General features: G+C 71.3%; 14 protein-coding genes. 5 read left to right on the top strand and 9 right to left on the bottom strand.

The window, feature by feature from the left end; genetic code table 11:
* Positions 1–31: 31 nt before the first annotated feature.
* Positions 32–520 (top strand): DUF3180 domain-containing protein, encoded by a 489-nt coding sequence (locus ACZ470_RS12480; protein WP_468426831.1) that lies wholly within the window; start codon positions 32–34, stop codon positions 518–520.
* 183 nt (positions 521–703) lie between these two features.
* Here ACZ470_RS12480 and folE read toward each other — a convergent pair whose 3' ends face one another.
* The 6 genes from folE to dacB form a co-directional block, all read right to left on the bottom strand.
* A complete protein-coding gene (gene folE, locus ACZ470_RS12475) occupies positions 704–1,309 on the bottom strand; it encodes a GTP cyclohydrolase I FolE (RefSeq protein ID WP_468426830.1) in 606 nt (201 codons plus the stop codon).
* A gap of 142 nt (positions 1,310–1,451) precedes the next feature.
* Positions 1,452–3,491 carry an ATP-dependent zinc metalloprotease FtsH gene (gene ftsH / locus ACZ470_RS12470; protein WP_468426829.1) on the bottom strand — a complete coding sequence of 680 codons (2,040 nt, stop codon included), beginning with the start codon at positions 3,489–3,491 and terminating at the stop codon, positions 1,452–1,454.
* A 187-nt stretch (positions 3,492–3,678) separates the two neighbouring features.
* A complete protein-coding gene (gene hpt, locus ACZ470_RS12465) occupies positions 3,679–4,239 on the bottom strand; it encodes a hypoxanthine phosphoribosyltransferase (protein WP_037933814.1) in 561 nt (186 codons plus the stop codon).
* Between the two features lie 68 nt (positions 4,240–4,307).
* Positions 4,308–5,336: a tRNA lysidine(34) synthetase TilS gene (gene tilS, locus ACZ470_RS12460; protein ID WP_468426828.1), complete on the bottom strand. Its 1,029-nt coding sequence runs from the start codon at positions 5,334–5,336 to the stop codon at positions 4,308–4,310.
* Between the two features lie 191 nt (positions 5,337–5,527).
* Positions 5,528–6,661 (bottom strand): zinc-dependent metalloprotease, encoded by a 1,134-nt coding sequence (locus ACZ470_RS12455; RefSeq protein WP_468426827.1) that lies wholly within the window; start codon positions 6,659–6,661, stop codon positions 5,528–5,530.
* Between the two features lie 217 nt (positions 6,662–6,878).
* The gene (gene dacB, locus ACZ470_RS12450; protein WP_468426826.1) at positions 6,879–8,456 is read right to left on the bottom strand and encodes a D-alanyl-D-alanine carboxypeptidase/D-alanyl-D-alanine endopeptidase; all 1,578 of its coding nucleotides are present in this window, start codon (positions 8,454–8,456) and stop codon (positions 6,879–6,881) included.
* A gap of 127 nt (positions 8,457–8,583) precedes the next feature.
* Here dacB and ACZ470_RS12445 point away from each other — a divergent pair, with 127 nt between their 5' ends.
* A complete protein-coding gene (locus ACZ470_RS12445; protein ID WP_006132604.1) occupies positions 8,584–9,075 on the top strand; it encodes an inorganic diphosphatase in 492 nt (163 codons plus the stop codon).
* A 137-nt stretch (positions 9,076–9,212) separates the two neighbouring features.
* Entirely contained in the window at positions 9,213–10,907 is a 1,695-nt protein-coding gene (locus tag ACZ470_RS12440; protein ID WP_468426825.1) for a threonine/serine exporter family protein, read from the top strand.
* A gap of 129 nt (positions 10,908–11,036) precedes the next feature.
* Here ACZ470_RS12440 and ACZ470_RS12435 read toward each other — a convergent pair whose 3' ends face one another.
* Both ACZ470_RS12435 and ACZ470_RS12430 read right to left on the bottom strand, forming a co-directional pair.
* Entirely contained in the window at positions 11,037–11,906 is an 870-nt protein-coding gene (locus tag ACZ470_RS12435; protein WP_468426824.1) for a DedA family protein, read from the bottom strand.
* A 190-nt stretch (positions 11,907–12,096) separates the two neighbouring features.
* Positions 12,097–12,858, bottom strand: a complete 762-nt coding sequence (locus tag ACZ470_RS12430) for a MerR family transcriptional regulator (protein WP_468426823.1) — start codon at positions 12,856–12,858, stop codon at positions 12,097–12,099.
* A gap of 103 nt (positions 12,859–12,961) precedes the next feature.
* Between ACZ470_RS12430 and ACZ470_RS12425 the strand changes: the two genes are divergently transcribed.
* Complete coding sequence (locus ACZ470_RS12425; RefSeq protein WP_468426822.1) at positions 12,962–14,248, top strand: ion channel protein; 1,287 nt, start codon at positions 12,962–12,964, stop codon at positions 14,246–14,248.
* Between the two features lie 51 nt (positions 14,249–14,299).
* Positions 14,300–15,697 (top strand): glutamate decarboxylase, encoded by a 1,398-nt coding sequence (locus ACZ470_RS12420; RefSeq protein ID WP_468426821.1) that lies wholly within the window; start codon positions 14,300–14,302, stop codon positions 15,695–15,697.
* Between the two features lie 13 nt (positions 15,698–15,710).
* Here ACZ470_RS12420 and ACZ470_RS12415 read toward each other — a convergent pair whose 3' ends face one another.
* A complete protein-coding gene (locus tag ACZ470_RS12415) occupies positions 15,711–16,352 on the bottom strand; it encodes a PadR family transcriptional regulator (RefSeq protein WP_468426820.1) in 642 nt (213 codons plus the stop codon).
* Positions 16,353–16,401 lie beyond the last annotated feature (49 nt).

Here is a 16,401-nt window from a genome sequence, read left to right as displayed (position 1 = left end):
GGGCACCGTCCGGGGAACGCGAAGGGACACCGTGAAAGAGCTGCGCATCAGGGTGCTGGCCGGCGTCTTCGTCGTGGCCGGGATCCTGTCCTGGGCCGGCGCCCGCCTCTGGAACTCGCTGGGCACCCTTCCGAGCGTGCCCGTGGCAGCACCCATCGTCCTCGCCCTGATCGCGGTGGTCCTCGCGGCCACCGCGCTCTCCATCCGCGCCCGCCTCAAGGCCCAGCGCGAGCGGCAGCAGGACGCCAAGGGCGTCGACCCACTGATGGCGGCCCGCGCGGTCGTCTTCGGGCAGGCCAGCGCCCTGGTGGCCGCGCTCGTCGCCGGCATGTACGGCGGCACGGGCGTCTTCCTGCTGGAGTCCCTGGACATCCCTGCCCGCCGGGACCAGGCCATCTACGCCGGCTTCTCGGTCGTGGCGGGCATCGGCGTCATAGCTGCGGCCATCTTCCTGGAGCGCGTCTGCAAACTCCCGGAGGACGACGACCACAACGGCCAGGGCGCGGCCCCGGCGGCCTGAGGCCCACCCGCGCCGGCCCGGGATCCCAGGCTCATCCGCGCCGACCCAAAGCCTCAAGCCTCAGCGCGCCCGCGTCGGTCCACGACCTCAGACGCACCCGTGTCGGCCCGGGGCCTCGGACGCGCTCGCATCAGCAGCCCACGACCTCAGGCACGCCCGTGCCGGGGCAGGGCGCGCGTCGCGTCAGCGCGCCATGATCAGGCTCATCGCCTCGTTGCGCGTCGCCGCGTCCCGCAGCTGACCGCGCACGGCCGAGGTGAGGGTCTTCGCGCCGGGCTTGCGGATGCCCCGCATCGACATGCACATGTGCTCGCACTCCACGACCACGATCACGCCGCGCGGCTCCAGGATCTCCATCAGGGAGTCCGCGATCTGCGTGGTGAGTCGTTCCTGCACCTGCGGCCGGCGGGCGTAGACGTCCACCAGCCGGGCCAGCTTCGACAGACCGGTGATCTTCCCACTGGTGGCCGGGATGTACCCGACGTGCGCCACACCCCGGAACGGCACCAGATGGTGCTCACAGGTCGAGTACACCTCGATGTCCTTGACCAGCACCATCTCGTCGTGACCGATGTCGAACGTCGTCGTCAGCACGTCCTCGGGCTTCTGCCACAGCCCCGCGAATATCTCCCGGTACGCCCGCGCCACCCGCGCCGGGGTCTCCAGGAGGCCCTCCCGGTCCGGGTCCTCGCCGACCGCGATCAGGAGTTCACGCACGGCGTTGCGGGCCCGCTTCTCGTCGAACTCACCGACGGGGGCCACGCCGTCCAGCGTCACGGGATCGGTCATATCGAGGTGCCTCGTTCCTGTGTCCACACGCGTGAGGGGCACGCGTCTCAACTGCGGGTACGCAAACGCCGCGCCCCCCAGGCTAGAACCAGGGGGGCGCGGCATCCATTCCGGGCCCGGTGGGGCCACCGGGAGCCTCGGGTCAGCTCTCGGGGCGTTCCTCCGGGGTCCGCTCGGGCGCCGGGGCGGGCTCCGCCGCGGTGCTCTTGGCGGTGGTGATGGCCGGCGTCGCGCCGTTCGCCCCGTTCGTCAGGGCCAGCTCCTTGGGGGAGAGGACCGGCGGGCGGGTGGACGGCGTACGGCGCGAGGAGCCGGTCCAGGCGGGCCTGGGCGGGCGCTTGACGATCGGCGCGAAGATCTCGGCGATCTCCTCCTTGCCCAGCGTCTCCCGCTCCAGGAGGGCCAGGACCAGGTTGTCGAGGACGTCGCGGTTCTCGACGAGGATCTCCCACGCCTCGTTGTGCGCGGTCTCGATGAGCTTCTTGACCTCTTCGTCGACCAGCGCGGCGACCTCTTCCGAGTAGTCCCGCTGGTGAGCCATCTCACGGCCGAGGAACGGCTCGCTGTTGTCGCCGCCGAACTTGATGGCGCCGAGACGCTCGGTCATGCCGTACTGCGTGACCATCGCGCGGGCCAGTCCGGTGGCCTTCTCGATGTCGTTGGCGGCACCGGTGGTCGGGTCGTGGAAGACGAGCTCCTCCGCCGCGCGGCCGCCCAGCATGTAGGCCAGCTGGTCCAGCATCTCGTTGCGCGTGGTGGAGTACTTGTCCTCGTCCGGCAGGACCATGGTGTAGCCGAGGGCCCGGCCTCTGGACAGGATGGTGATCTTGTGGACCGGATCGGAGTTCGGTGAGGCCGCCGCGACCAGGGCGTGACCGCCCTCGTGGTACGCGGTGATCTTCTTCTCCTTGTCCGACATGATCCGGGTCCGCTTCTGCGGGCCCGCGACCACACGGTCGATCGCCTCGTCCAGCATGTGGTTGTCGATCAGCTTCTGATCGCTGCGCGCGGTCAGGAGCGCGGCCTCGTTCAGCACGTTGGCCAGGTCGGCACCGGTCATGCCGGGGGTGCGGCGGGCGACGGCCGAGAGGTCGACGTCCGGGGCGACCGGCTTGCCCTTCTGGTGCACCTTGAGGATCTCCAGCCGGCCCTGCATGTCCGGACGGTCGACCGCGATCTGCCGGTCGAAACGGCCGGGACGCAGAAGGGCCGGGTCGAGGATGTCGGGCCGGTTCGTCGCGGCGATGAGGATCACGCCGCCCTTGACGTCGAAGCCGTCCATCTCGACGAGGAGCTGGTTCAGGGTCTGCTCGCGCTCGTCGTGACCACCGCCGAGGCCGGCGCCGCGGTGACGGCCGACCGCGTCGATCTCGTCGACGAACACGATCGCGGGGGCGTTGGCCTTGGCCTGCTCGAACAGGTCACGGACCCGGGAGGCACCGACACCGACGAACATCTCGACGAAGTCGGAACCGGAGATCGAGTAGAACGGCACACCGGCCTCGCCCGCGACGGCACGCGCGAGCAGGGTCTTGCCCGTACCGGGCGGGCCGTAGAGCAGAACGCCCTTGGGGATCTTCGCCCCGACGGCCTGGAACTTCGCCGGCTCCTGGAGGAACTCCTTGATCTCGTGGAGTTCCTCGACCGCCTCGTCCGATCCCGCGACGTCGGCGAACGTCGTCTTCGGGGTGTCCTTGGTGATGAGCTTCGCCTTGGACTTCCCGAAGTTCATGACGCGGGAGCCGCCGCCCTGCATCTGATTCATCAGGAACAGGAAGACGACCACGATCAGGACGAACGGCAGCAGCGACAGCAGGATGCTCACGAACGGGTTCTGCTTGGACGGCGACACGGTGTAGCCGTCCGGAATCTGCTCGTTCTGGAACTTGTCCTGCAGCGTGCTGGCGATCGTGACGCCCTGGTCGCCGATGTAGCTCGCCTGGATCTTCGAGCTGCCCTCGACCTTCTGGCCGTCCTTGAGTTCGACCTTGATGGTCTGCTCGTCGCCGGTGGTCAGCTTGGCCGACTCGACCTTGTTCTCATTGATCGCCTGGACGACCTGGCCGGTGTCCACTGTCTTGTAGCCGCCGGACGAGCCGACGACCTGCATCAACACGACCACGGCAAGGACGGCCAGCACGATCCACATGACCGGCCCACGGAAGTATCGCTTCACGTCCATCCATACGGAGCGGTGCCGCCCCGTCCCTCCTGCCATAGTGAGTTTGATAAAGGCTGTTCTTCGGACGGTACCCCAGCATTGTCCCCCGAAGCCGCGAGGGACAGCCGGCAATCACGTCCACGCATGCTCCAACGCCGCGGAGCCCGCCGGGGTTCCCGATCACCGCACGGCGGGCCGGGCGCCGGCTTCAGCCGCCGTAGACGTGGGGGGCGAGCGTACCGACGAACGGGAGGTTGCGGTACTTCTCGGCGTAGTCGAGGCCGTAGCCGACGACGAACTCGTTGGGGATGTCGAAGCCGACCCACTCCACGTCGATGGCGACCTTGGCGGCCTCGGGCTTGCGCAGCAGCGTGCACACCTTGAGGGAGGCGGGCTCGCGCGAGCCGAGGTTGGAGATCAGCCAGGAGAGGGTCAGGCCGGAGTCGATGATGTCCTCGACGATCAGGACGTGCCGGCCCTTGATGTCGGTGTCGAGGTCCTTGAGGATCCGCACCACACCGGAGGACTGGGTGCCCGCCCCGTACGAGGACACGGCCATCCAGTCCATCGTGACGGGTGTGGACAGTGCCCGGGCGAGGTCCGCCATCACCATCACCGCGCCCTTGAGCACGCCGACGATCAGCAGGTCCTTGCCCGCGTACTCCGCGTCGATCTTCGCGGCCAGCTCCACCAGCTTGGCGTCGATCTCTTCCTTGGTGATGAGCACCTTCTCGAGGTCGGCACCCATGTCTTTCGCGTCCACCCGCATCACTTTCGGTCGTCCCACCGGCCGGTCCGGTCCGTCCCGCGACTCGTACGGGTCGGTGGGGTCCGGAATCAGCCCTGCCGAATCACCAGTCTGCCACCCTGCCGGCGGGCCACGACCCGGCCGGGGAGATTGATGGCCCCCTGGCCGCGCCAGCCGGTGATCAGCCGGTCGACCTCCTCGATGTGGCGGGCGAACAGCGAACCGGCCGGCGCGCCGGCCTCGATGGCGGCGCGGCGCAGCACACGGCGGCGTACGGCGGGCGGCAGGGCGTACAGCGCGGCACACTCCAGGCGGCCGTCGGCGTCGCGGACGCCGGCCTCGGCCCGGCCGGCCCAGGCGTCAAGGGCGTCGGCGTCGTCGCGGGAGAGCTGGGCCGTACGGGCGAGGGCCTCGACGACGCCCTTGCCGAGGGCCTTCTCCAGGGCGGGCAGGCCCTCGTGGCGGAGCCGGGAGCGGGTGTAGGCGGGGTCGGTGTTGTGCGGGTCGTCCCACACGGGCAGGGACTGGACCATGCAGGCCTTGCGGGCGGTCTGCCGGTCGACCTGGAGGAAGGGGCGCCGGTAACGGCCGTCGGCCCCCGAGACCGCGGCCATTCCGGACAGGGAGCGGATGCCCGAGCCGCGGGCGAGGCCGAGCAGGACGGTCTCGGCCTGGTCGTCACGGGTGTGGCCGAGCAGGACCGCGGTGGCGCCGTGCCGTTCGGCGGCGGCGTCCAGGGCGGCGTAGCGGGCGTCCCGGGCGGCGGCCTCCGGGCCGCCGTCGCGGCCGACGGTGACGGCGACGGACTCGACGGGGTCGAGGCCGAGTTCGCCCAGGCGCAGGACGACTTCGGCGGCGCGCAGGTCGGAGCCGGCCTGGAGGCCGTGGTCGACGGTGACGCCGCCGGCGCGGACGCCGAGGCGGGGGGCTTCGAAGGCGAGGGCGGAGGCGAGCGCCATGGAGTCGGCGCCGCCGGAGCACGCCACGAGCACGAGCGGTGAGGGGGGCGGCTCGTGCGGGAGGCGGGCCGGCATTCGGCCGCCGTGGTCGTCGAGGATGTCGTTCAGGACGCGGCGGACCGCCAGGCGTATCGCCGCGACCGCAGGATGGGGACCCATGTCCGGTTCCCTTCATGAAGTTTTCGGGGGGTGAACCCGAGGTCGGTCACTCAGAGTGTGTAGATGGTGACAGAACCGGGCCGTTCCCCGAGCATTGCACGCCTACTCAGGACTCACGGTCCCTCGGACGGGTGATTGGAGGGGCGTCCGTCTGCCGTCGGCCGTGTGCGGCGCGTATCGGTGCGCGGTGGTCAGGCTTCCGGTTTCCGGTGCACCCGTGTGATCCAGTCCGCCGGTTTGGCGATCTCCGCCTTGGTGGGGAGCGTGTTGGGCGAGGTCCAGACGCGGTTGAAGCCGTCCATGCCGACCTCGTCGACGACGGCGCGCACGAAGCGTTCGCCGTCGCGGTACTGGCGGAGCTTGGCGTCCAGGCCGAGCAGCTTGCGCAGGGCCGTGTCCAGGCGGGAGGCGCCCTTGGCGCGGCGCTGCTGGAACTTCTCGCGGATCTCGGCGACGCTCGGCACGACGTCGGGGCCGACGCCGTCCATCACGAAGTCGGCGTGGCCCTCCAGCAGCGACATCACGGCGGTGAGCCGGCCGAGGATCTCGCGCTGGGCGGGGGTCTGCACGATCTCGACGAGGGAGCGTCCCTCGTCGCCCTCCTCGCCCTCGGGACGGCCGCCGGCCAGGGACTGGGCGGCCTCACGGACGCGTTCCAGGACGGTCATGGGGTCGACGTCGGTCTCCCCCAGGAACGACTGGATCTCGCCCTCCAGGTGGTCGCGCAGCCAGGGCACGGCGGTGAACTGGGTGCGGTGGGTCTCCTCGTGGAGGGTCACCCACAGGCGGAAGTCATGGGGCTCGACGTCGAGTTCGCGTTCGACGTGGACGATGTTGGGGGCGACGAGCAGCAGCCGTCCGCCGCCGTTCGCGCCGGCCGGGAGGTCGCGGGTGGCGGGGGCGAAGGTCTCGTACTGGCCGAGGACGCGGGAGGCCAGGAAGGACAGCAGCATGCCCAGTTCCACGCCGGTGACCTTGCCGCCGACGGCGCCGAGGACGACGTTGCCGGGGCTGGTGCCGCGGCGCTCCTGCATCTTGTCGAGGAGCGGTTTGAGCAGTTCGCGGAAGCCGGCGACGTTGGCCCGGACCCAGCCGGGGCGGTCGACGACGAGGACGGGGGTGTCGTGGGTCTCCTCGGTACCCAGACGAGTGAAGCCCCGGACGTGTTCCTCCGAGGCCTTCGCGTGCCGACGCAGTTCCGCGACGACGGCGCGGGCCTCGTCGCGGCTCACGTCGGGGCCTGGCCGCATGAGGCGGGTCGCGGTCGCGACCGCGAGGTTCCAGTCGACCATCCCGGAAGAAGCAGCACCACCGATGCTCGTCATGCGTCAACGGTACGTGAGTGGTCCTGCTTGGGGCAGGGCGGCGAGACGGCGGGGGGTGCCCCTGAGGAGCGGGCGGTTCGGTGTGCCCCGTTTCTCGCCCCCGCCGCCCCTTCCCTCCCCCACTCTCGGCTTCGCTCGAGCGGGGGGACCCCCATCGTCCCTGGGGGCTTCGCCCCCAGACCCCCGTTTCGCGCAGTTCCCCGCGCCCCTGTGGGGGTCAGCGGCAGCCGCAAGTGGCCAGGGCCGTGGCTGCCTTGTCGAGGGCGGACTGGGCTGTCGTCGGGGCCGGGGTGTCGTTGGCCAGGAAGGCGAAGGCCAGGAGGCGGCCGTCCTTGTCGACGACCGTTCCGGCGAGGGTGTTCACGCCGGTGAGCGTGCCCGTCTTGGCCCGTACGACGCCGGCCGCCCCGTCGGTGTAACGGCCGGCGAGGGTGCCGGTGAAGCCGGCGACGGGCAGCCCCGTGAGGGCGGAGCGCAGCTCGGGGTGGGCGGGGTCGCCGGCCTTGACGAGCAGGGCGGTGAGGAGGTCGGCGGTGAGCCGGTCGCCACGGTCGAGGCCGCTGCCGTCCTGGACGTCGGCGCCCTTCACCGGGAGCCGGAGCTGCTTCAGCCGGGCGGTGATCGCCTCGCCGGCGCCGGCGAAGTCGGCACGCTTGCCCGTGGCGAGCGCGGTGTGGCGGGCGAGCGCCTCGGCGAGGTCGTTGTCGCTGTGGGTCAGCATCCGCTCGACGAGGGCCGAGAGCGGGGGCGAGGAGACCGTGGCGAGGGTGGAGGCGCGGCTGGTGGCCTTCGACGGGCCGGGCGGCGTGGCCTTGATGCCGTGTTCCTTCAGGAGGTCGCCGAACGTCCGCGCGGCGTCGGCCGCCGGGTCCGCGACCCGTGGCGCCGGGCCGCTGGAGGAGCCGTCGGTGCGGCCCTCGTCGGCCATCAGGGGGGTGATGGCGGCGAGGTTCGGGTTGACCCCGATCGGGTGGATCGTGCCGCCCTTGTACAGGGTCGTGTCGTAGGAGAGCGTCACCTCGCGCACACCGCGCTTGGCCAGGGCGGCGGCGGTCCGCGTGGCGAGGTCGCGCAGGCTCGCGAGGCCGCCGGCCTCCTCGCGGGCGGTGAGCGTGGGGTCGCCGCCGCCGACCAGGACGACCTCCTCCGTGTCGGGTTCGTACACCGCGCGGGTGGTGAGGCGGTGGTCGGCGCCCATCGCGGAGAGCGCGGCGACGGCGGTGGCGATCTTCGTGGTGGAGGCCGGAATGAGCGCGGTGCCGGAGCCGGTGCCGTAGAGCCGTTCGCCGGTGGCCACGTCGACCACGACGGCGGAACGGCGGCCGAGCGCGGGGTTCTTCAGCAGCGGGTCGAGGACGGCGGCGAGGGCCTTGCCGCCGGGCGCCGACCGTACGGTCGTTGCGGTGCCGCCGAGGCCGGTGAGCACGGAGGCGGCCGGCGGGGCGGCCTGCGGTCCGCGGGGCGGCGTACCGGCGTGCGCGCGGGCACCGCCGTGATCTGTGCCACGCACGGCTTCCAGGGCCACGGCCCGGTCCCGCTCGGCCGTACGCTGGCCCGTGGAGTCCCAGGGACCGGCGGCGGTCACCACTCCCGCGGCCAGCGCCAGACCGGCGATGGCGGCGGTCGCGGTGAACTGCCAGGTCTTCGGCCGCGCGACCCGCGGGACCCGCGGTGACCCCGGCCCCTCCGGCCGCGCGAAACGTGGCCCGGCGGCCGCGGCGACGCGCGCCGGACGTGGCCGTACGGTCTCCGCGGCCCGGGCGAGACGTGGTCGTACGGCGTCCGCGATCCGCACGACATGCGGTCTCGCGGCCCGCCAAGGCCTCAGCTCTGGCACGACCACCAGCCCCTTTCGCGATCACACACCTGCGTGAGGGACACTTAACCACCAGAACTATGTGCTGATCATGGAGGAGCCACCGGTGGAGTTCGACGTCACGATCGAGATCCCGAAGGGTTCGCGGAACAAGTACGAGGTGGACCACGAGACGGGTCGGATCCGCCTGGACCGTCGACTCTTCACCTCGACCGCCTACCCGACCGACTACGGCTTCGTCGAGAACACCCTCGGCGAGGACGGCGACCCGCTGGACGCGCTGGTCATCCTGGACGAGCCGACGTTCCCGGGCTGCCTGATCCGCTGCCGTGCGATCGGCATGTTCCGGATGACGGACGAGGCGGGCGGCGACGACAAGCTGCTGTGCGTCCCGTCGACGGACCCGCGCGTGGAGCACCTGCGCGACATCCACCACGTGTCCGAGTTCGACCGCCTGGAGATCCAGCACTTCTTCGAGGTCTACAAGGACCTGGAGCCGGGCAAGTCGGTCGAGGGCGCCAACTGGGTGGGCCGGGTGGACGCCGAGGCGGAGATCGAGCGGTCCTACAAGCGTTTCAAGGAGCAGGGCGGCCACTGAGCCCTCCCGCCGCGGAACGCGGAACGGGCCGCACGCGTGGGCGTGCGGCCCGTTCTGCTGTCCGTGCGCATACTGAGGCAGTACGGGGCACGTTTACGGTCGTCTACGGACGGTGTCGTACAGGGAGAGCGGAGCAGGTGACGGACGCGGAGGACCGCAAGCCGGAGTCGGACGAGGCGAGGAGCGCGTTCACTCCTCCCTCGGGCGTCGCGGCGCCGGTCGAGTCCGACTCGTCGACGACGTCCGAGTTCGCCGTTCCCCAGGGGCTGGCCGTCCCGAAGGCCGGTTCGGAGTCGGAGACGACCTCCGAGTTCGCCGTTCCCCAGGGCCTGGACGTGGCCCCGCCGGCGCCGGCCGAGGCGGAGGGGTCGGCGTTCAGCCCGCCGAGCACCTACAGCGTGAAACAGCCGGCGGCGTTCACCCCGCCGAGCGGTATACCGCTGGTCCGGCTGGCCCAGGACGCGCCGTGGCAGGACCGGATGCGCGCGATGCTGCGCCTGCCGGTCACCGAGCGGCCGGCGCCGGAGCTCGCGCAGCGGCACGACGAGGCCGGGCCGGCGGTGCCGCGCGTCCTCGACCTGACCCTGCGTATCGGGGAGCTGCTGCTGGCGGGCGGTGAGGGCGCCGAGGACGTGGAGGCGGCGATGTTCGCCGTGTGCCGCTCCTACGGCCTGGACCGCTGCGAGCCCAACGTCACCTTCACCCTGCTGTCGATCTCCTACCAGCCCTCCCTGGTCGACGACCCGGTGTCCGCCTCGCGCACGGTGCGCCGCCGCAGCCCCGACTACACCCGGCTGGCGGCGGTCTACCAGCTGGTCGACGACCTCAGCGACGAGGAGACCCACATCTCCCTGGAGGAGGCGTACGGGCGGCTGGCGGAGATCCGCCGCAACCGGCACCCGTACTCCGGCTGGGTGCTGACCGGGGCGAGCGGGCTGCTCGCCGGCGCGGCCTCGATGCTGGTCGGCGGTGGCTTCCTGGTGTTCGTCGCCGCGGCGATCGGCGCGATGCTCGGCGACCGGCTGGCCTGGCTGTGCGCCGGCCGGGGGCTGCCGGAGTTCTACCAGTTCACGGCGGCGGCGATGCCGCCGGCCGCGATAGGGGTGGCGCTGACGCTGGCGCACGCGGACGTCAAGGCGTCCGCGGTGATCACCGGTGGGCTGTTCGCGCTGCTGCCCGGGCGGGCCCTGGTGGCGGGCGTGCAGGACGGCCTGACCGGCTTCTACATCACCGCGTCCGCGCGCCTGCTGGAGGTCCTGTACTTCTTCGTGGGCATCGTGGCCGGGGTGCTGACGGTGCTGTACTTCGGTGTGCAGCTGGGCGCCAAGCTGAACCCGGACGCGGCGCTCGGCGGCGTCCCGCGGCCGTGGCTCCAGATCGCCGCGTCGATGCTGCTGTCGCTGGCCTTCGCGGTACTGCTCCAGCAGGAACGATCCACCGTGCTGATGGTGACCCTGAACGGCGGGGTCGCGTGGGTGGTGTACGGGGCGATGCACACCGTGGGCGGCATCTCACCGGTGGCCTCCACGGCGGCCGCGGCGGGTCTCGTGGGCCTGTTCGGGCAGTTGCTGGCCCGGTACCGGTTCGCGTCCGCGCTGCCGTACACCACGGCGGCGATCGGGCCGCTGCTGCCCGGTTCCGCCACGTACTTCGGTCTGCTGGGCATCGCGCAGAACGAGGTCGACTCCGGGCTGGTGTATCTGACGCAGGCGGTGGCGCTCGCCATGGCGATCGCGATCGGCGTGAACCTCGGTTCCGAGCTGTCCCGGATGTTCCTGCGGATCGGGTCCGCGGAGAAGCGGCGTGCCGCCAAGCGGACGCGGGGATTCTAGCGCCGGCGCCATTTCCGATCGCCGGCGCCATGTCTATTGGACGCCGTCCAGCTCGGGGGCCTGTGCGTCTTGGCGGCCGTGGGCCGGTGGGGCCTTTTCGCGCAGTTCCCCGCGCCCCTGGGGGTGGGTTCAGTAGCCGCGGTTGTACGGCTGCTGCTGGTTCGGGTTGTAGTACTGGTCGTCGGAGTACGGCTGCTGCGGGTAGCCGCCCTGGTTGTCGTACGGCTGCTGGGGCTGCTGCGGATAGCCCTGGTTGCCGTAGTACTGCTGCTGGGGCTGCTGCGGGGCCGGCGGGGTGATGCGGCGGAGCTGGGTCGTGGCGTCGTCCATGACCGGGGTCTGCGGGGCGGCGGCCTGGGCCGGGGCCTCGGCGGCGGCGCGCTTCTTCTTCCCGCGCTCGCGCACGTACTCGATGATGATCGGCACCACGGAGAGGAAGACGATCAGGATGAGGATCGGCTCGATGTTGGTCTTGATGAGCTCGATCTGGCCGAGCCAGTAACCGGCGACGGTGACACCGCAGCCCCAGGCGACACCGCCGATGACGTTGTACGTGAGGAAGGTGCGGTACTTCATGCGGCCGGCGCCCGCCACGATGGGTGCGAACGTACGCACGATCGGGACGAAGCGGGCCAGGACGATCGCCTTCGGGCCGTACTTCTCCATGAACTCGTGGGCCTTCTCCAGGTTCTCCTGTTTGAAGAGCTTGGAGTTCGGCCGGTTGAAGAGCTTGGGTCCGAAGAACTTGCCGATCATGTAACCGACTTGGTCGCCGATGACGGCGGCCAGCACGATCAGCGTGCACACCAGCCACAGCGGCTGGCTGATGTAGTTGCCCTCGGCCACGAAGAGACCCGCCGTGAACAGCAGGGAGTCACCGGGCAGGAACGCGAAGAGTCCGGACTCCGCGAAAACGATCAGCAGGATGCCGGGCAGGCTGAAGGTCTCGATCAGGTAGTCCGGGCTCAGCCACTCAGGGCCGAGCGCAAGCGTGGTCACGGGGATGTGGCTCCTGCTGCTGGGGGGTAAGGGCTGGGCTGGCTGCCCAAATTATGAACGCAGCCATAGAGGCCCAGGTTCCGCGGGGGTACCCAGCATGCCCTGTGATCCGCCCCGGAGAAAGCCGCGATCCGGTGCCGTACGGCATCACCGCTGGTCGTGGCCCGGGAGTGAGCCGGGCCACGACCGCTCAGGAGGCGTGTCGGGCGGCGTTGGCGAGGATCGCCCCCCTGAGGTGCTCGGCGAGACCGGGCCGCATGGAGTCGTAGAACTCCTTGAAGCGCTCGTCGCCGACGTACATCTCGGCGAGACCCTTGTGGATCTCGTACGAACATTCGTAGAACCAGGTGCAGATGTGCTGCCGGTGTTCCTCGGCCATGTTCATGGCCGCCTCGTCGGCGGATGACGTCCCGGCGGTCATCAGAGCGTCGTAGCGCTCGCCCCAGTCGGCCACCTCGGCCTGCATCCGCTTCCAGTCCTCCTTGGTGTAGCCCGCCGCGCGGCGCTGCGACTCGGCGTACGCCTCGGTGCCGCCCCAGCGCTCCTCCGCCTCGTCGGCGTACTGCTCGGGGTCCTTGTCCCCGAACACCTCGAACTTCTCCTCGGGCGTCAGATTGATCCCCATCTTGCGTGCCTCCATGGCGTGTTCCACGGCCGCCGCCATCTTCCGCAGCCTCTCGATCCGGGCGGTCAGCAGTTCGTGCTGGCGGCGCAGGTGCGCGCGCGGGTCCGCGTCCGGGTCGTCGAGCAGGACGGCGACCTCCTCGAGCGGGAAGCCGAGCTCGCGGTAGAACAGGATCTGCTGAAGCCGGTCGAGGTCGGCGTCGCTGTAGCGCCGGTGCCCCGCGTGGCTGCGCCCGCTCGGGACGAGCAGGCCGATGCCGTCGTAGTGGTGCAGCGTGCGCACGGTGACCCCGGCGAAGCCCGCGACCTGTCCCACGGAGTAGCTCACTTCCCCGCTCCCTTCTCGGTACGCGCTCCACCTTGGGTCCTCACGCCGCGTGAGGTGCAAGCCGGTTACGGTTTTGTCCGCTTCATCCGCATATCGTGTGCGCGTGGCCCAGGACAGCGCACACCGAGCACCCGCCGACGCCCCCGCGACCGAGGCGCGCGCCCTGCTGCCGACCCTTGTCCCCGCGCTGCTCGTGGGCGTGGTGACGAGCCTGGTCCTGGTGGGCGTGAGCACGGCGGCCGAGGAGCTCCAGGACGTGCTCTGGCAGGACGTACCGGACGCCCTGGGGGTCGGCAGGTACTCCGTGCTGTGGATGTTCGTGGTGCTCGTCGCCACCGGGGTCGCGGTCGGGCTGGTGGTGTGGAAGGTCCCCGGCCACGCGGGCCCCGATCCGGCGACCACCGGTCTGGACGCGCCCGTGCTGCCGCTCGCGGTCCTGCCGGGGCTGCTGCTGGCGACCGCGTTCGTGCTGGCCGGTGGGCCGAGCCTGGGGCCCGAGAACCCGATCATCGCGGTGAACGTCTCGCTGGCGGTCTGGGCGGGCACCAGGGCCTTCCCGAGGGCCCCGGAGCGGGGCTGGGTGGCGCTGGCGGAGGCGGGGACGATCGGCGCCCTGTTCGGTACGCCGGTCGCCGCCGCGCTGGTCATCTCCGAGGCGCTGGCCGGGCAGCGGATCAAGGGGCAGCTGTGGGACAGCCTCTTCGCGCCGCTGGCTGCCGCCGGGGCGGGCGCGCTCACCACCTCGCTGATCTCGCAGCCGAGTTTCGATCTGCATCTGCCGCCGTTCGGGCGGCCCGGCTGGGGCGATCTGCTGGCGTCGCTCGTCGTGGCCTCGGTGGGCGCGGTGCTCGGCATGTGCGCCGTCCACGCCTTCCCCTTCGTCCACGGGGCGTTCCGGCGGCTGCGGCACCCGATGCTGATGCTTCCCGTGGGTGGGGCGGTGCTGGGCGGACTGGCGGCCCTGGGCGGGCATCTGACCCTGTTCAAGGGGCTCGACGAGATCGCGGAGCTGGCGCGCGATCCCGACGGCTGGACGGCGGGCGAGTTCGCCACGATGACGCTGGTGAAGCTGGCCGCGCTGCTCGTCGCCGCGTCCTGCGGCTTCCGGGGCGGGCGGATCTTCCCGGCGGTGTTCGTCGGTACGGCGCTCGGGTTGTGCGCGCACGCGCTGGTGCCCGGGATGCATCCGGCGGTGGGCGTGTCGGCCGGTGTGCTGGGGATCCTGCTGGCGATCACCCGGCAGGGCTGGGTGAGCCTGTTCGTCGCCGCCGTCCTGGTCGCCTCCCCCGGGATCATCACCCTTCTGTGCGTCGCCTCCCTGCCGGCCTGGCTGCTGGTCACGGGCCGCCCGCACATGCAGCTGAGGGCGGACGGGACGGCCGTGCGATGACCTCCTCTGCCCTTCCCCACCACCCGACGCTCCCGAGAACAGGAGTCATCCATGCCGCTCCACACCGGCCCGCAGCACGACGAGCGCCCCGTGTACGTCAACCCCTTCCTCGGACCGGCCAATCCGGTCGGGGACATGGCCGAGGCGCCGCCCAAGCACCGGATGCCCGACTCGCCGATGGCGCCCTCGACGGCGTATCAGCTCGTGCACGACGAGCTGATGCTGGACGGCAACGCGCGGCTGAACCTGGCCACCTTCGTCACCACCTGGATGGAGCCGGAGGCCGGGAGGCTGATGGCGGAGTGCCGGGACAAGAACATGATCGACAAGGACGAGTACCCGCGCACCGCCGAGCTGGAGCGGCGCTGTGTGGCGATGCTCGCCGACCTGTGGCACGCGCCCGACCCGTCGAAGGCCGTGGGCTGTTCGACGACCGGGTCGAGCGAGGCGTGCATGCTCGCCGGGATGGCGCTGAAGCGGCGCTGGAGCGCGCGGAATCCCGCGCCGGGGGCCCGGCCCAACCTGGTGATGGGCGTCAACGTCCAGGTCTGCTGGGAGAAGTTCTGCACCTTCTGGGAGGTGGAGGCCCGTCAGGTGCCCATGGAGGGCGAGCGGTTCCACCTCGACCCGCGGGCGGCGGCCGAGCTGTGCGACGAGAACACCATCGGGGTCGTCGGCGTCCTGGGCTCCACCTTCGACGGCTCGTACGAACCGGTCGCCGACCTGTGCGCGGCGCTGGACGAGCTCCAGGAGCGCACCGGCCTCGACGTCCCCGTGCACGTGGACGGGGCGTCCGGCGCGATGATCGCGCCCTTCCTCGACGAGGACCTGGTGTGGGACTTCCGCCTCCCGCGCGTGGCGTCGATCAACACCTCGGGGCACAAGTACGGGTTGGTGTACCCGGGCGTCGGCTGGGCGCTGTGGCGGGACGCGGACGCGCTGCCGGAGGAGCTGGTCTTCCGGGTGAACTACCTGGGCGGCGACATGCCGACCTTCGCGCTGAACTTCTCCCGGCCGGGCGCGCAGGTCGTGGCGCAGTACTACACGTTCCTGCGGCTGGGCCGGGACGGCTACCGCGCGGTGCAGCGGGCCGCGCGGAACGTGGCCGGGGGCCTCGCGGACCGGATCGGGGCGCTCGGCGACTTCCGGCTGCTGACCCGGGGCGACGAGCTCCCGGTGTTCGCGTTCACGACCGCCGACGACGTGACGGCGTACGACGTCTTCGACGTGGCCCGGCGGATGCGGGAGCAGGGCTGGCTGGTGCCCGCGTACACCTTCCCGGCGAACCGCGAGGACCTGTCGGTGCTGCGGGTGGTGTGCCGCAACGGCTTCTCCGAGGACCTGGCCGACGTCTTCGCCGAGGACCTGACCCGGCTGCTGCCGGCGCTGCGCCGCCAGCCGCACCCCCTCACCCACGACAGGAAGGCGGCCACGGGCTTCCACCACTAGGGGGTGTCAGGCCCTAACCCTCGTCCCCGGGATGCCTCTCCCCCGTCGCGTACGGGTTTTCCTCGCCCTCCGCCAGGACGGCGACGAACGGCTCGCCCTCCCCGGAGAAGGTGTAGGCGCCGCCCCGGATGCGCTCGATGAGGGCGCGGGTCCACTCGGCGCCGGTGTCGGCCGAGTGCACCCAGAAGTCCATGATCTCCCCGATGTGGCCCAGCGGGCCGGGGCCGCCCTCGGGGGTGTAGTACTCGGTGACCGACGTGCGCCACTCCTCGATCGCCCGCAGGCGCCGCTCCAGCAGCGCCAGGGCCTCGGCGCGCTCCAGGTCGACCATGAATCCGAGCCCGGCCGAGAGCGCGTCCGGCTTCTGGTCGTAGGAGGTCAGGGCCTCCCGCAGCAGCCGGAAGTACTCCTCGGTCCCCTGCTCGGTGATCTCGTACTCCGTGCGCGGCGGGCCGCCGGCCGTGGACGGCGCGATCTCGTGCGCGTGCAGCAGCCCCTGCTTCGCCATCTGCTTCAGCGCGTGGTAGATCGAGCCGGGCTTGGCGTTGGACCACTCGTGCGCGCCCCAGTACTCCAGGTCGTTCCGCACCTGGTACCCATGGGCCCGCCCGTGCTGGCGCACCGCGCCGAGCACGAGGAGACGGATCACTGACATGTGCCCAGCGTAGGACCCCCGGTTCCGGCACCGGGGCCGCCCCGCCCCC

The sequence above is a fragment of the Streptomyces sp. NPDC031111 genome, from assembly GCF_055570675.1.
Note: the sequence above shows the minus strand (reverse complement) of the source record. Positions and strands in the feature narration are given on the sequence as shown.

Coding starts and splice junctions, on each gene's coding strand:
- folE (WP_468426830.1), bottom strand. CDS start 1,309: ATGACCGATCCCGTGACGCTGGACGGCGTGGCCCCCGTCGGTGAGTTC.
- ftsH (WP_468426829.1), bottom strand. CDS start 3,491: ATGGACGTGAAGCGATACTTCCGTGGGCCGGTCATGTGGATCGTGCTG.
- hpt (WP_037933814.1), bottom strand. CDS start 4,239: ATGCGGGTGGACGCGAAAGACATGGGTGCCGACCTCGAGAAGGTGCTC.
- tilS (WP_468426828.1), bottom strand. CDS start 5,336: ATGGGTCCCCATCCTGCGGTCGCGGCGATACGCCTGGCGGTCCGCCGC.
- ACZ470_RS12455 (WP_468426827.1), bottom strand. CDS start 6,661: ATGACGAGCATCGGTGGTGCTGCTTCTTCCGGGATGGTCGACTGGAAC.
- ACZ470_RS12420 (WP_468426821.1), top strand. CDS start 14,300: ATGCCGCTCCACACCGGCCCGCAGCACGACGAGCGCCCCGTGTACGTC.
- ACZ470_RS12415 (WP_468426820.1), bottom strand. CDS start 16,352: ATGTCAGTGATCCGTCTCCTCGTGCTCGGCGCGGTGCGCCAGCACGGG.